The organism is Streptomyces sp. SID14436, assembly GCF_010548465.1.
GTDB lineage: Bacteria > Actinomycetota > Actinomycetes > Streptomycetales > Streptomycetaceae > Streptomyces.
This window is the reverse complement of sequence record NZ_JAAGMD010000657.1, coordinates 36,874-50,546: the sequence shown is the minus strand read 5'-3', so window position 1 is coordinate 50,546 and position 13,673 is coordinate 36,874. Positions and strand designations below refer to the sequence as shown.

Here is a 13,673-nt window from a genome sequence, read left to right as displayed (position 1 = left end):
CCCGCTTCTCCGGCCGCCGGCGCCCTGGCCACCGTCCTGGGCGCCGCCTACGCCGCCACCGCCGCCCGGCCGTACTTCCACGCCGCGCTCAACCCGTCACCCCCGCTCACCCAGCGCGCCGTCGGCGGCGGCATCCGGGCGACGATCCCGCTCCAGGCCGCCCTCGCGGCCCGCGCCGGCGCCCCCGTGACCTCCTTGCTGGTCGCAACCCTGGCCCCGGCGGGCCGGTGGTTCGCGCGGCGGGCCGCGATGAGGAAGGTGAGCATCACATGAGCCACGACGTGTCGAGCATCCGGCACGGGGTCAGCGGCGAGGCAGCACAGCCGCCCCCGCCGGAGCCCGCCCCGCTGCGTTTCGGCTACGGCACCAACGGTCTCGTCGACCTCCGCCTCGACGACGCCCTCGGCCTGCTCGCCGACCTCGGCTACGACGGCGTCGGCCTGACCCTCGACCACATGCACCTCGACCCCCTCGCCCCGGACCTGGCCGCCCGCACCCGCCGCGTCGCCCACCGGCTGGACGCGCTCGGTCTGGGCGTCACCGTCGAGACCGGCGCCCGCTACGTCCTCGACGCGCGCCGCAAGCACGGCCCGTCGCTCCTCGACCCGGACCCGGAGGACCGGGCCCGACGCGTCGACCTGCTCCTGCGGGCCGTCCGGGTCGCCGCCGACCTGGGCGCCCACGCCGTGCACTGCTTCAGCGGCACCCTCCCGGAGGGCACCGACGAGGACACCGCCTGGAAGCGCCTCGACCAGTCCCTCACCCCGGTGCTGGAGGCCGCCGACGCCGCCGGCGCCCCGCTCGCCGTGGAGCCCGAACCCGGCCACCTCCTGGGCACCCTCGCCGACTTCCACCACCTGCGCCGCCTCCTCGGCGACCCCCGGCCCCTCGGCCTCACCCTGGACATCGGCCACTGCCAGTGCCTGGAACCCCTATCTCCCGCGGACTGCGTCCGCGAAGCCGCTCCCTGGCTGCGCCACGTGCAGATCGAGGACATGCGGCGCGGCGTGCACGAGCACCTCCCCTTCGGCGACGGCGAGATCGACTTCCCGCCCGTCCTCGCGGCCCTCGCCGACACCGGCTACCGGGGCCTGACCGTCGTCGAACTGCCCCGCCACTCCCACGCGGGCCCCCACTTCGCCGCCCACTCCCTCCCGTTCCTCCGCGCGGCCGCCCCGTCACCGGTGGGACCTACCCGGACCGCCACCACCTCCTCCTCCGATCCCGTCCCCTCACACGGCGATCCCTCCGCCACCCCCGAAGGGAGCACCACCCCATGAACAGCCCCGATGCCGTCCCGGCGACCCCGGAGGCAGACCCAGCAGGCGCCACCCCGGCCACCGCCACCCCGGCCGCCGCCACCCACCCCGCGGCGGAGACGCAGGCCGGCGGCCCCGCCGCCCACCCCGCGGCAGCAGCACAGCCCCACCACCGGGCCGATCACCGGGCCGACCACCAGCCCGGCCACCGCACCGGTCACCCGGCCGTCCTCCCGCCCGCCGAACTGCGCCGCCGGCTCGCCGACCGCCTGGACCCCGCCGCCCGCGCCTGGCTCGACCGGGCCCTGGAGGAGGCCGCCGAACACCCGGGCACCCACGGCCCCATCTCGGTGTGGGAGCTCCGGCTCGCCGAGGCGGGCCGCCGCTGCGGGCCCGACCACGCCGACGCCGCCCGCGTCCTCATCCTGGACGCCGCCCGCGCCGATACGGACGCCCTCACCCGGGTCTACTCCCAGGGCACCGCCGCCGAACGCCGCGCCGTCCTGCACGCCCTGGCCCACCTCGTGCCCGGCCCGGACGCCGTCCCGCTCGTCGAGGACGCCCTGCGCACCAACGACACCCGGCTCGTCGCCGCCGCCCTCGGCCCCTACGGCGCCCGGCACCTCGATCCCCACGCCTGGCGGCACGCCGTACTGAAGTGCCTGTTCACCGGCGTCCCCGTCGACCGGATCACCGACCTGGCCCGGCGCGCCCGCGGCGACGGCGAACTCGCCCGCATGCTCGGCGACTTCGCCGAGGAACGCACCGCCGCCGGCCGATCCGTCCCCGACGACCTGTACCGGGTCCTGACGCTGGCCTCCACCGACGGCCCCGCCCCTCCGACACCGGCCCCGGACCGCCCCCGCGCCCCGCACCACTCGCATGCGGACACCCCCCACCCGGACGACGCCCCCCACGTCAAGGAGACCTGATGCGCCTCTTCGACCCCCACATCCACATGACGTCCCGGACCACCGACGACTACCAGGCCATGTACACCGCGGGGGTCCGCGCCGTCGTCGAGCCGGCCTTCTGGCTGGGCCAGCCCCGCACCTCCCCGGCCTCCTTCCTCGACTACTTCGACGCCCTCCTCGGCTGGGAACCCTTCCGCGCCGCCCAGTACGGCATCGCCCACCACTGCACGCTGGCCCTGAACCCCAAGGAGGCCAACGACCCGCGCTGCGTGCCCGTCCTCGACGAACTGCCCCGCTATCTCGTCAAGGACAACGTGGTGGCCGTCGGCGAGATCGGCTACGACTCCATGACCCCCGCCGAGGACACCGCACTGGCCGCGCAGCTCCAGCTCGCCGCCGACCACGGCCTGCCCGCCCTCGTGCACACCCCGCACCGCGACAAGCTGGCCGGACTGCGCCGCACCCTCGACGTCGTCCGCGAGTCCGCGCTGCCCATGGACCGCGTCCTGATCGACCACCTCAACGAGACGACCGTCAAGGAGGCCAAGGACAGCGGCTGCTGGCTGGGCTTCTCCGTCTACCCGGACACCAAGATGGACGAGGACCGGATGGTCGCCATCCTGAAGGAACACGGCCCCGAGCGGGTGCTGGTGAACTCCGCCGCCGACTGGGGCAAGAGCGACCCGCTGAAGACCCGCAAGGTGGCCGACCTCATGCTCGCCGAGGGCTTCACCGACGATGACGTCGACCTGGTGCTGTGGCGCAACCCCGTCGCCTTCTACGGGCTCAGCGGCCGGCTCGACCTGGACGTCCCCGCCCCCCGCGACACCCACGAGGGCAACTCCATCCAGCGCGGCGCCCCCAAGGACGCGCCCGGCCCGGCCGCCGTCCCCGCCGCGGAGGCGTGAGCCATGCGCTTCCGCCATCCCGACGGCTCCACCGTCCACCTCGCCTACTGCACCAACGTGCACCCCGCCGAGACCCTCGACGGCGTCCTCGCCCAGCTCCGCGACCACTGCGAGCCCGTCCGCCGCCGCCTGGGCCGGGACCGTCTCGGCATCGGCCTGTGGCTCGCCAGGGACGCCGCCCGCGCCCTCGTCGGCGACCCCTCCGCTCTGCGCGGACTGCGCTGCGCACTCGAACAGCGGGGCCTGGAGGTCGTCACCCTCAACGGCTTCCCCTACGAGGGATTCGGCGCGGACGAGGTCAAGTACCGCGTCTACAAGCCCGACTGGGCCGACCCCGAGCGGCTGGAGTACACGACGGCCCTGGCCCGCGTCCTCGCCGGGCTGCTCCCCGACGACGTCACCGAAGGCAGCATCTCCACCCTGCCGCTGGCCTGGCGCACCGCCTACGACGACCGGCGGGCCGCCACCGCCCGCACCGCCCTGCGCACCCTCGCCGAACGCCTCGACGCCCTCCAGGACCTCACCGGACGCTCCGTCCGGGTCGCCCTGGAACCCGAACCCGGCTGCGTCGTCGAAACCACCCGCGACGCCCTCGCACCGCTGACCGCGGTCGGCCACGACCGCATCGGCATCTGCGTCGACACCTGCCACCTCGCCACCTCCTTCGAGGACCCGCACACCGCCCTGGACGACCTCACCCGGGCCGGGGTGCCCGTCGTCAAGTCCCAGCTCTCCGCCGCACTGCACGCCGAACAGCCCCACCTCCCCGAGGTCCGCGAGGCGCTGGCCACCTTCGCCGAGCCCCGCTTCCTGCACCAGACCCGAACCGTCACCGCCGCCGGCCTGCGCGGCACCGACGACCTCGACGAGGCCCTGACCGGCACCGCCCTGCCCGACACCGCACCCTGGCGCGCGCACTTCCACGTCCCGCTGCACGCGGACCCCGTCGCACCCCTCACCTCCACGCTGCCCGTGCTCACCTCCGCCCTGGCCCGCCTGGTCGGCGGCCCGCACCCGCTCACCCACCACCTCGAGGTCGAGACCTACACCTGGCAGGCCCTCCCGCCCGAACTGCGCCCCAAGGGCCGCGCCGCACTCGCCGACGGCGTCGCCGCCGAACTCGCCCTGGCCCGCGACCTCCTGACGGACCTCGGCCTGAAGGAGCTCCCATGAGCGACGCCCCCACCCCCCTCCTCGTCCTCGACGTCGTGGGCCTCACCCCACGTCTCCTGGACCACATGCCCCACCTGAAGTCCCTCGGCCAGGCCGGCTCCCGCGCGCCCCTCGGCACCGTGCTGCCCGCCGTCACCTGCGCCGCCCAGTCGACCTTCCTGACCGGCACCCTGCCCGCCGAGCACGGCATCGTCGGCAACGGCTGGTACTTCCGCGAACTCGGCGACGTCCTGCTGTGGCGGCAGCACAACGGCCTCGTCGCCGGCGACAAGCTCTGGGACGCCGCCCGCCGCGCCCACCCCGGCTACACCGTCGCCAACATCTGCTGGTGGTACGCGATGGGCGCCGACACCGACATCACCGTCACCCCCCGCCCCGTCTACTACGCCGACGGCCGCAAGGAACCCGACTGCTACACCCGGCCGCCCGCGCTGCACGACGAACTCACCGAGAAGTTCGGCACCTTCCCCCTGTTCCACTTCTGGGGCCCCGGCGCCGACCTCGTCTCCAGCCGGTGGATCATCGACGCCACCCGCCACATCATGCGCACCCGCCACCCCGACCTGACCCTCTGCTACCTCCCTCACCTCGACTACGACCTCCAGCGCTACGGCCCCGACGACCCCCGCTCCCTGAAGGCGGCCGCCGACCTCGACGCCGCGATGGCCCCGCTGCTGGAGGACGCCCGCGCCGAGGGCCGCACCGTCGTCGCCCTGTCCGAGTACGGCATCACGCGCGTGAACCGCCCCGTGGACATCAACCGGGCCCTGCGCCGCGCCGGACTGCTGGAGGTGCACACGCAGGACGGCATGGAGTACCTCGACCCGATGGCCTCCCGCGCCTTCGCCGTCGCCGACCACCAGATCGCCCACGTCTACGTGCGCCGCCCCGAGGACCTCGACGCGACCCGCGCCGCCCTCGAGGGACTGCCCGGCATCGAGCAACTCCTCGACGACGAGGGCAAGAAGACCCACCACCTCGACCATCCCCGCTCCGGGGAGCTGGTCGCCGTCGCCGAACCCGACGCCTGGTTCACGTACTACTACTGGCTCGACGACGACCGAGCGCCCGACTTCGCGCGGCTCGTCGAGATCCACCGCAAACCCGGCTACGACCCGGTCGAACTCTTCATGGACCCCCTGGACCCCTACGTCAAGGTCAAGGCCGCCACCGCGCTGGCCCGCAAGAAGCTGGGCCTGCGCTACCGCATGGCGGTCGTGCCCCTCGACCCCTCACCTCTTCGCGGCAGCCACGGCCGCCTCCCCGCGAGCGACGACGACGGTCCGCTCCTCATCTGCTCCACCCCCGATGCCGTGGGCGACCGCGTAGCGGCCACCGATGTCAAACAACTCCTGCTCCGCCTGGCCGGACTCGACCGGCCGACGCACGCAGCGCACCCGCAGGACGCACACACGCCGGACGCGCACCCGCACGACGTGCACCCGGCCGACCCCGGGTGACCGCGCGCCTCACACCGGGCGTTCCCCGCCCACGCACGGCCCCCGCAGTCCGACTACCGAGAGTGAAACACACGACACTGACAACGGCCGGTCCCGGTGGCCCCGGCACCGGCCGCGACCCGGAAGGCAGGCCCCTCGTGACGCTCCGTCCCGAACCCTCCCGCACCGAACCCGCCACCCTCGGCGACGCACCCGACGAGGCCCTGCGCCGCAGCCTCGGCGTGGGCCGGCGCCGCTTCCTCACCACCTGCACCGCCGTGGCCGCCGGCGCGGTCGCGGCCCCCGTCTTCGGCGCGGCCCCCGCCCTCGCCCACGGCCGGGACAGAGACCACGGCCACGGGCACGGGCACGACCACGGCCATGGGCGCGGACAGGTGCTCGTACCGCCGCACAAGCGCGGCATCATCCTCTACACCGTCCGCGACGCGACCGCCCGCGACCCCCTCGCGAGCGACCTGCCCTCCGGCTTCCGCGAGGTCTTCAAGCAGCTCGCCCGGCACGGCTACCGCCAGGTCGAGTTCGCGGGCTACCGCCAGCACGCCAACGCCCCCGGCGGCGACAACCTCGAAACGGTCGAGGGAGCCAGGCTGCTGCGCCGCTGGCTCGACGACCACGGACTGCGCGCCCAGGGCAACCACGGCTTCATCCCGCCGTCCTGGCCGCTCACCCCGGCGGACAAGGACACCTTCAAGAAGCACCTGGAGATCGCCAACATCCTCGGCATGGACCACATGGGCACCGGCGGCGACCCCACCGGCAGCTCCCACCGGGCCGACTGGGACGTGGCCGCCGACAAGTGGAACGCGCTCGGGGCCATCGCCCGCCGTGAGGGCATCAAGCTCTACACCCACAACCACGACAGCGCGTACGGCTTCCTCCTCGACCGCGGCCCGCTCGACGACCAGGGCCGTCCCACCCGCAGCTCCGGCATCCGCAAGCTGGAGTACTTCCTGAAGGTCACCGACCCGAAGCTGGTCTGGCTGGAGATGGACATCTTCTGGGCGCACGTCGCCCAGTACAAGTTCCACACCTACACCGCCGCCGACGGCTCCACCCGCAGGAACGTCTTCGACCCGGCAGCCCTCGTCGCCCGCCACAACAAGCGTTACCCGCTCTTCCACGCCAAGGACGGCGTCGTCGACACCACCAACGGCATGGGCTGGGACATGGTGCCGTTCGGCACCGGCGACATCGACTACACGACGTTCTTCTCCCGGGTCGGGCTGCCGAACTACCGCAACCCGATGGTCGAGGACGACAACTCCCCGAGCGCCACCGACCCGGCGCAGTCGCTGCGGGAGGCGAAGATCAGCTACGACAACATGGCGGCCCTCCGCAAACGCCGCCGCTGACGGCCGCTCACGCGCGCTGACGCGCGCTGACAGGCCGCTCACGCCCGCTCACGCGCGCTCACGCCCGCTCACGGCCACAGTCCGTGCGGGCCGGCCGGAGCCGACCCGATCAGACCCGATCAGAGCTGATCCGGCCGGCTCCGGCCGGAGCCCGGTCACGCCCCCGCGGATCAGCCGATGCCCTGGCGGTCCGGCCGGAGCGCGAACGCCCGGTCCGCCGGGGTCGGCGCGACCCGCTCGACGGCCTGCCGCAGCAGCTCGCGGTGGCGCCGGAGCGGCTCGCACCGCTCCGGCGGCACGAGCAGCAGCAGGTCGTCCAGCCCGGCCAGCAGCCGCCGGGTCACCTGCGGCGCCCCGGCGGCACAGCCGCGCACCTCGGCGAACCCCAGGTCCACCAGCGCCTCCCACCCCGGCAGCGGCTGCACCAGCCGGACCGTCCCCGACCGGTCCCGGTGCAGCGCCACGTCCAGCGGCCGCCGCGACAGCACCGCCAGCAGCTGCACCACGCGGTCCAGGGCCTGCACGGCCGTCGTCGGATCGTTGATCGCCGCCGACAGGGCCCGCAGCGCGATGTCCGACAACTGCCGCAGCCCGAAGCCGAGATCCTGGTGGAAGGTGCGCTCCACGCCGACGCTCATCGTGTACCGCAGGACGCGCGGGGGAGGGGATTGCCCGCCGTGCACCGCGATCACGGGCATGCCGGGGACCACGAAGTCCCCGATGCGCGGCACCAGCCGCAGCACCACCCCGTGCCGCCGGGCCACCCGCACCAGCCGGGCGATGTGCACGTCCCGCAGCACCCCCGCCCGGCCCTCGTGCGCGACCCACGCCGTCACCGGCCCGAGCTCCGGCCGCGCGTCGCCGTCCCGCACCGCGGGCATGAGCGCGACGGCCCGGAAGGACTCCACGGCGATCCGCGCGATCACATGACTGACCCGCATCAGCCGCAGGGTCGTGTTCACGTACATCACGAACAGCAGCAGGCTCAGCGCCACCATCCCGAGCGTGAGGACCGACTGCACCAGCGGAACGGACACCACCCGGCGGGGATCGGTCGTGCTGTCGAACGCGGTCAGCACCAGCAGCGTCAGGACGAACGTCGCGAGGAAGACCGCGAAGGTGGCCTTGGTGATCCGGCTCCGGACGAAGATCCGCACCACCCGGGGCGTGAACTGCCCGCTCGCCATCTGCACCGCGACCAGCGAGATGCTGAAGACCACACCGATGAAGGTCATCATCGCCGAGCTGACCGCGCCGACCACGGTCTTCGCGTCCTCGGCGAACCGCACCAGATCGTCGAGCGTCTCGAAGTCGCCCTGCTCCCGCAGCGACTCGACGATGGCCGTGTCCAGTTCCTCCGTGACCAGCCAGACCACGAAGACGATCACCATGGCGGCCGTGGGCGCGAACCAGAACGAGTCCCGCAGGTGCTCACGGAGCGGTGACAGGGCCCGCCGGCGGCGACCCGGAAGCGCACGGTGCGTCATCATCCAGTCACTCATGGTGCGACCCTAGGCGGATCCGGCCCCCAGGTCCCGGAGCGCCGCCGGAGCGAAGGAAACGCAGGTGAAGGGCGCTGCCAAACCTTGGTATGGTGGTCCATGTCGCCGCGGGGCCCGCCCCCGGCACGGCGGCGAAACACCTGGTCCGGGTGGCGGAATGGCAGACGCGCTAGCTTGAGGTGCTAGTGCCCTTTATCGGGCGTGGGGGTTCAAGTCCCCCCTCGGACACTCGCAGTACACACAGGCACGGGTCGAGATCATCTCGGCCCGTTTCGCTTGTCCGGGAACATCCCGTCCTCCCCGCGCGGGGCTTCCCGTCCCCCCGCCCGCGCCGGGCTTTCCGGCTCCGCCCGCGGGACCACCTCCCCGGCCCCCGCCCCCGCCCGCAGGACTTCACCTCCCCCCGGCCCCCTGAGGCAACCAGCCGCGGAAATTGCGTGGCCGCGGCCTCCCGCCCTTCCCTACACTCGCCGATCAGCAGGCGCAGCCCCGTCCCGGGGGGCGCCGCACCGTGACCACAGTGGGGGGGGAGCAGGCCATGCGTGACCACGCCGCCGTCGCCGCTCCCCGTTCCCGGTCCGCCCGCTCCGAGGTGATCCTGGTGTCTCCGGGCGTCCGGTGCCCGCTGCGCGGCCGGTACCGGATGCCCGCGACGCACGTCTGAGCCGACGCGCCCCCGCCTGCCGGGGGTGTGCCCCGCCGTGCGCCGGGCGACATCGCGCTGCCCTTCTCCGCACCAGCCGAAAGGCACGGGCCATGCGCACCGACCCCCTCACCACCGTCCGCAACCTCGGCATCCTCGCCCACGTGGACGCCGGCAAGACCACCGTCACCGAGCGGATCCTCTACGCGACCGGCACCACGCACCGGCGCGGCGAGGTCCACGACGGCACCACCGTCACCGACTTCGACCCCCAGGAACGCGACCGGGGTATCACCATCTTCTCCGCCGCCGTCAGCTGTGCCTGGCAGGGGCACCGCATCAACCTGATCGACACCCCCGGACACGTCGACTTCGCCGACGAGGTGGAGCGCTCCCTGCGCGTCCTCGACGGTGCCGTCGCCGTGTTCGACGCGGTCGCCGGCGTGGAACCGCAGAGCGAGGCCGTGTGGCGGCAGGCGGACCGGCACGGAGTACCGCGGATCGCGTTCGTCAACAAGATGGACCGGCCCGGTGCCCGGCTCGACGACGCCGTCGCCTCCCTCCGCGAACGGCTGCACCCCGCACCCCTGGCCGTCCAGTTCCCCATCGGAGCGGAGGACACCTTCACCGGCGTGGTCGACCTCCTGCGCATGCGGGCCCTGACCTGGAACGACGAGGGCGAGGCGCGCGACCCCGCACCCGTCCCGGACGAGCTGCGCGAGGAGACGCTCCGGCGGCGCCGGCTGCTGGAGGAGGCCGTCGCCGAACTCCATCCGCGTGCCCTGGAGGAGTTCTGCGCCACGGGGGCACTCGGCACCGGCACCCTCGAGTCCGCCCTGCGGGACCTGACCCGCAGCGGTGACGCGGTCGTCGTCCTGTGCGGCTCCGCCTACCGCGACCGGGGCATCGAACCGCTCCTGGACGCCGTGCTCGCCTACCTGCCGTCACCGCTCGACGTCCCGCCGGTCCGCGGCACGGACGACGACGGCCGCGAGCGGGAACGGGCCGCCGACCGGACGGCACCGCTGGCCGCGCTCGCGTTCAAGGTGACCGCCACCGCCACCGGGCGCCTGACCTACCTGCGCCTCTACGCCGGAACCATCGAGAAGGGAGACACCGTGTGGGACGCCACCGCGCGGCGCACCGAACGCATCGGGCGCATCCTGCGGGTCCGTGCCGACCGGCACGCCCCGCTCGACCGTGCCGTCGCCGGGGACATCGTCGCCGTGGTGGGCCCGAAGTCCGCGCGCGCCGGATCCACCCTCTGCGCGCCCGACGCCCCGCTGCTCCTCGAACCGCCCGGGGTCGCCGAGCCGGTGGTGTCCGTGGCCGTCGAGGCGTCGAGGGGCACGGACACCGGCCGCCTGGCGGACGCGCTGGCGCGGATCGCCGAGGAGGACCCCTCGCTGGTGGTGCGCACCGACCCCGAGACGGGGCAGACGCTGCTGTCCGGCATGGGCGAACTGCATCTGGAGGTCGCGGTGGAGAAGATCCGGCGCGAGCACGGGCTGGGCGTCGGCGTGGGCCGCCCCCGGGTCAGCCACCGGGAGACGGTGGCCCGCGGGGTGTCCGGATTCGTGTACCGGCACGTCAAACAGGACGGCGGTGCGGGGCAGTTCGCGCACGTCGTCCTCGACGTCGAACCGCTTCCGTCCGCGGAACCCGGCTTCACGTTCCGCTCGACGGTGACCGGCGGGCGGGTGCCGCAGGAGTACGTCCGGGCGGTCGAGGCGGGCTGCCGGGACGCGCTGGCGGAGGGCCCGCTGGGCGGCGACCCGGTGACCGGCCTGCGGGTCACCCTCACCGACGGGTCCACCCACGTGAAGGACTCGTCGGACACCGCGTTCCGCACGGCCGGGCGGCTCGGTCTGCGGGATGCCCTGCGGGCCTGCGCGATGGTCCGGCTGGAGCCGGTCGTCGAGGTCTCCGTCACCGTGCCCGAGGACGCGGTGGGCGGGGTGCTCGGTGACCTGGCCGCCCGCCGCGGCCGGGTGACGGGCTCCGTCGCCCGGGCGGGCGCGACGGTCGTCACCGCGACTGTGCCGCTGGCCGAACTGTTCGGCTACGCGACCCGGTTGCGCAGCCGTACCCGGGGTCGCGGCACCTTCACCGGCCGGCCCACCGGCTACGCCCCCGCACCCCCGCGGTAGGCCCGCACCCGTGGGGGGCGGGGCGGGCGGCTCCTCCCGCGCCCTCGACCGGGAGGGGCCGCCGCTCCGGGACCACGGGTCACCGCCGTCCGTCCGGGACGGCACCGCCCGTGGGGCCGTGACACCGCCCGTCGGTCAACGGCACCGTCCGTCGTCGCTCAGGGGTAGGACACCACCTTCGACGGCACCGTGTCCGAACCCGACGTCGGCGCCCCGGTGTCGTTGATGACGCACTCGTACTGGCCGTTGCCGCTCAGCGAGACGACCAGCAGGTGGTGGAAGCGCACCCCGGGCCGCACCGGGGCGGCGAAGCCGTGGTGCTGCACGATCGTGGGGTTGACGTTGTAGTAGCAGTAACTGCCCATGCCCCAGCCCTCGTGGCTGCGGACGTGGTCGCCGACCTTGTACGCGGCATAGCCCTTCACGGAGCCGTTCTGGATGGCGGCCTGGTCGGGAGCGTCGTACGCCTTCTCGTTCTGGAAGAAGATGGTGCGGCCCCGTTCGCCGTTCCACTGCACGTCGTACTTGTTGAAGTGTTCGACGAACAGGCCCGTCGCCAGGACGTCGTGGCCGTTGACGACGACGCCGTAGTCGCAGCGGTTGGTCTCCCAGCCGACGCCGTCGCCGTGGTCGGCGCGCCACACCCAGGTGTGGTCGATGATCGTGTGCCGGGCGTTGACGACCATGCTGGTCGTCGCCTTGCCGGGCCCGGCGCCGCCGATCCGGATGAAGACGTCCTGGACGGTGATCGGGTTCGCGGAGTGACCCCGGGAGGCGCCGCGCGGCCCGACCTCCAGCAGGACGGGGGAGTTGACCGGGCCGGCGTCGATGAGGAAGCCCGCCAGCCGGACCCCGTCGACGTCGGCGACCCGCATCGCGGTGACGCCGTTGTCCGGGATGAGGGTGGCGTAACCCAGGCCCAGCACCACGGTGTTGGGCCGGTTCACCCGCACCGGCCGGTCGACGTGGTAGATCCCCGGCGTCAGCAGCAGGTGCAGGCCCTGGTCGAGCGCCCGGTTGAGGGTGGCCGCCGAGTCGCCGGGCCGGGCGACGTAGAAGCGCTCCAGCGGCAGCGAGGTGCCGCGCGGGGTGCCGTTGCCCCAGGTCACCCCGCGCGCGTTGGTCCGCAGTGCGGGCAGGAACACGCGGTAGCGGTCCCCGTCGAGGTACAGGAAGGGCTTCTCCCGGGAGCGGGGTGTGGTGGTCAGCGTGGTGTACGGCGGCTCGGGGAACGTCTGCGCCGGAGCACCCTCGACGCCGGAGAACACCATGTTCCACACGGCGTTGGTCCAGCCGCCCACCGCACTGTCCCGGGTGTACCACTGCTGCTGGGAGTACGGGCCGACGGTGCCGTCGATGCGGCTGTCCGCGATGTAGCCGCCGCTGGCCCAGCCGTAGCCGTCCGGCGCGAGGTTGAGGTCGCCCCGGACGTGCATCCGGCGGAACGGCGCGGCCTGGGCGACGGCCCACCGGTTGGTGCCGTTGACCGGGACGACGGCCAGGTTCTCCGCCGAACGCCAGAAGTTCTGCGTGGCGTTGCCGTCGAACCAGCCCGCGTCGACGGTGATGTCGCCGTGGATCGTGGTGTCGTCGGGGGACAGGCCCAGCCCGGAGATCGAGGTGTAGAAGCCGATCTGCGCGTTGAGATCGTGGTAGGCCCCCGGCTTGAACAGCAACTGGCAGCGCCCGGGCCCGAACTGGTCCGACTCCTGCCGGGCGAACACCTCGTCCAGCGTCTCCTGGATGTTCCGCGTGGCCGGGTCGAAGACGAGCACGTTGGGGCCGAGGTCGCCACCGCCCTTGAGCCGGCGGGGCCTTCCGCGGTGGTCCGGTGCCGCGGACGCCGTACCCGGCAGACCGGCGGCCAGCAGGGGAGCGGCGGCCGCGGCACCGAGGACGGTGCGCCGGCCGAGCGCGGGCAGCCCCGACGGTCCGGGCGAACTCGCGGAGGGGGTGGGGGAGTCGGACGTCATGGGGCGGCTCTCCTGTTCAGGAAGCGAACGTGGTCCGGTTCAGGAAGTGAACGGGGCGGGGTGTTGGGAGCGCTCTCTCGCCGGTGAATGGTTCATCCCCGGAACACTTGCGTCAAGAGGTGAGGCGCGAGTCGGTACGAGCGGCACCGCCCTCGGTCCGCCGCGGACGAGCGTGCCCAACCCCTTGACGCCACGCGCCCGGAGCCTTTAACTCACGTCCTGAATTAAGCCGTGAGGATCACGTCACCGGCACGCGCCCCACGCAGCCTCGCGTGACCAGCCTCGGCGCGGGGACACCATGGGACACCACCCCCGCGCACTCCCGGAAAGGCACACCAC

9 protein-coding genes, 1 tRNA gene and 2 pseudogenes are annotated in these 13,673 nt (G+C 73.7%); 10 read left to right on the top strand and 2 right to left on the bottom strand.

Translation table 11 applies throughout. The features are described 5' to 3' along the window. The 7 genes and pseudogenes from G3I53_RS23465 to G3I53_RS23435 all read left to right on the top strand — a co-directional run. Nucleotides 1-273: pseudogene (locus tag G3I53_RS23465) on the top strand (prenyltransferase); the annotation flags it as partial. Next, complete coding sequence (locus G3I53_RS23460; RefSeq protein ID WP_164332743.1) at nucleotides 270-1,280, top strand: sugar phosphate isomerase/epimerase family protein; 1,011 nt, start codon at nucleotides 270-272, stop codon at nucleotides 1,278-1,280. The pseudogene G3I53_RS23465 and the gene G3I53_RS23460, both read left to right, overlap by 4 nt. Further along, a complete protein-coding gene (locus G3I53_RS23455) occupies nucleotides 1,277-2,191 on the top strand; it encodes an EboA domain-containing protein (RefSeq protein ID WP_239064064.1) in 915 nt (304 codons plus the stop codon). Before G3I53_RS23460 ends, G3I53_RS23455 begins: the two co-directional genes overlap by 4 nt. Next, nucleotides 2,191-3,081 carry a TatD family hydrolase gene (locus tag G3I53_RS23450; RefSeq protein ID WP_164339011.1) on the top strand — a complete coding sequence of 297 codons (891 nt, stop codon included), beginning with the start codon at nucleotides 2,191-2,193 and terminating at the stop codon, nucleotides 3,079-3,081. Before G3I53_RS23455 ends, G3I53_RS23450 begins: the two co-directional genes overlap by 1 nt. Before the next feature lie 3 nt (nucleotides 3,082-3,084). Beyond that, nucleotides 3,085-4,254, top strand: coding sequence for a metabolite traffic protein EboE (eboE, locus tag G3I53_RS23445; protein WP_164339010.1), 1,170 nt, complete (start codon nucleotides 3,085-3,087; stop codon nucleotides 4,252-4,254). Beyond that, nucleotides 4,251-5,627, top strand: a pseudogene (locus tag G3I53_RS23440) (nucleotide pyrophosphatase/phosphodiesterase family protein); the annotation flags it as partial. The gene eboE and the pseudogene G3I53_RS23440, both read left to right, overlap by 4 nt. A gap of 224 nt (nucleotides 5,628-5,851) precedes the next feature. After that, nucleotides 5,852-7,066, top strand: a complete 1,215-nt coding sequence (locus G3I53_RS23435; protein ID WP_164339009.1) for a sugar phosphate isomerase/epimerase family protein — start codon at nucleotides 5,852-5,854, stop codon at nucleotides 7,064-7,066. 170 nt (nucleotides 7,067-7,236) lie between these two features. Here G3I53_RS23435 and G3I53_RS23430 read toward each other — a convergent pair whose 3' ends face one another. Continuing rightward, on the bottom strand, nucleotides 7,237-8,553 hold the full coding sequence (locus tag G3I53_RS23430; RefSeq protein ID WP_203617345.1) for a DUF2254 domain-containing protein: 1,317 nt from the start codon (nucleotides 8,551-8,553) through the stop codon (nucleotides 7,237-7,239). 158 nt (nucleotides 8,554-8,711) lie between these two features. Here G3I53_RS23430 and G3I53_RS23425 point away from each other — a divergent pair. The 3 genes from G3I53_RS23425 to fusA all read left to right on the top strand — a co-directional run bounded on the left by G3I53_RS23425 (nucleotide 8,712) and on the right by fusA (nucleotide 11,361). Further along, nucleotides 8,712-8,796: transfer RNA gene (locus tag G3I53_RS23425), tRNA-Leu, on the top strand. 310 nt (nucleotides 8,797-9,106) lie between these two features. Further along, entirely contained in the window at nucleotides 9,107-9,232 is a 126-nt protein-coding gene (locus G3I53_RS34440) for a hypothetical protein (protein WP_275404208.1), read from the top strand. A 92-nt stretch (nucleotides 9,233-9,324) separates the two neighbouring features. After that, nucleotides 9,325-11,361 (top strand): elongation factor G, encoded by a 2,037-nt coding sequence (gene fusA / locus G3I53_RS23420; RefSeq protein WP_164337460.1) that lies wholly within the window; start codon nucleotides 9,325-9,327, stop codon nucleotides 11,359-11,361. A 158-nt stretch (nucleotides 11,362-11,519) separates the two neighbouring features. On the opposite strand, the gene G3I53_RS23415 is transcribed toward fusA, so the two are convergent. Beyond that, nucleotides 11,520-13,334 (bottom strand): coagulation factor 5/8 type domain-containing protein, encoded by a 1,815-nt coding sequence (locus G3I53_RS23415; protein ID WP_164337461.1) that lies wholly within the window; start codon nucleotides 13,332-13,334, stop codon nucleotides 11,520-11,522. Between the last annotated feature and the right edge of the window lie 339 nt (nucleotides 13,335-13,673).

What these genes read in the sequence shown, in the direction of transcription:
- G3I53_RS23450 (WP_164339011.1), top strand. Translation starts at nt 2,191, where the DNA reads ATGCGCCTCTTCGACCCCCACATCCACATGACGTCCCGGACCACCGAC.
- fusA (WP_164337460.1), top strand. Translation starts at nt 9,325, where the DNA reads ATGCGCACCGACCCCCTCACCACCGTCCGCAACCTCGGCATCCTCGCC.
- G3I53_RS23430 (WP_203617345.1), bottom strand. Translation starts at nt 8,553, where the DNA reads ATGACGCACCGTGCGCTTCCGGGTCGCCGCCGGCGGGCCCTGTCACCG.
- G3I53_RS23455 (WP_239064064.1), top strand. Translation starts at nt 1,277, where the DNA reads ATGAACAGCCCCGATGCCGTCCCGGCGACCCCGGAGGCAGACCCAGCA.
- G3I53_RS23415 (WP_164337461.1), bottom strand. Translation starts at nt 13,334, where the DNA reads ATGACGTCCGACTCCCCCACCCCCTCCGCGAGTTCGCCCGGACCGTCG.
- eboE (WP_164339010.1), top strand. Translation starts at nt 3,085, where the DNA reads ATGCGCTTCCGCCATCCCGACGGCTCCACCGTCCACCTCGCCTACTGC.
- G3I53_RS34440 (WP_275404208.1), top strand. Translation starts at nt 9,107, where the DNA reads ATGCGTGACCACGCCGCCGTCGCCGCTCCCCGTTCCCGGTCCGCCCGC.
- G3I53_RS23460 (WP_164332743.1), top strand. Translation starts at nt 270, where the DNA reads ATGAGCCACGACGTGTCGAGCATCCGGCACGGGGTCAGCGGCGAGGCA.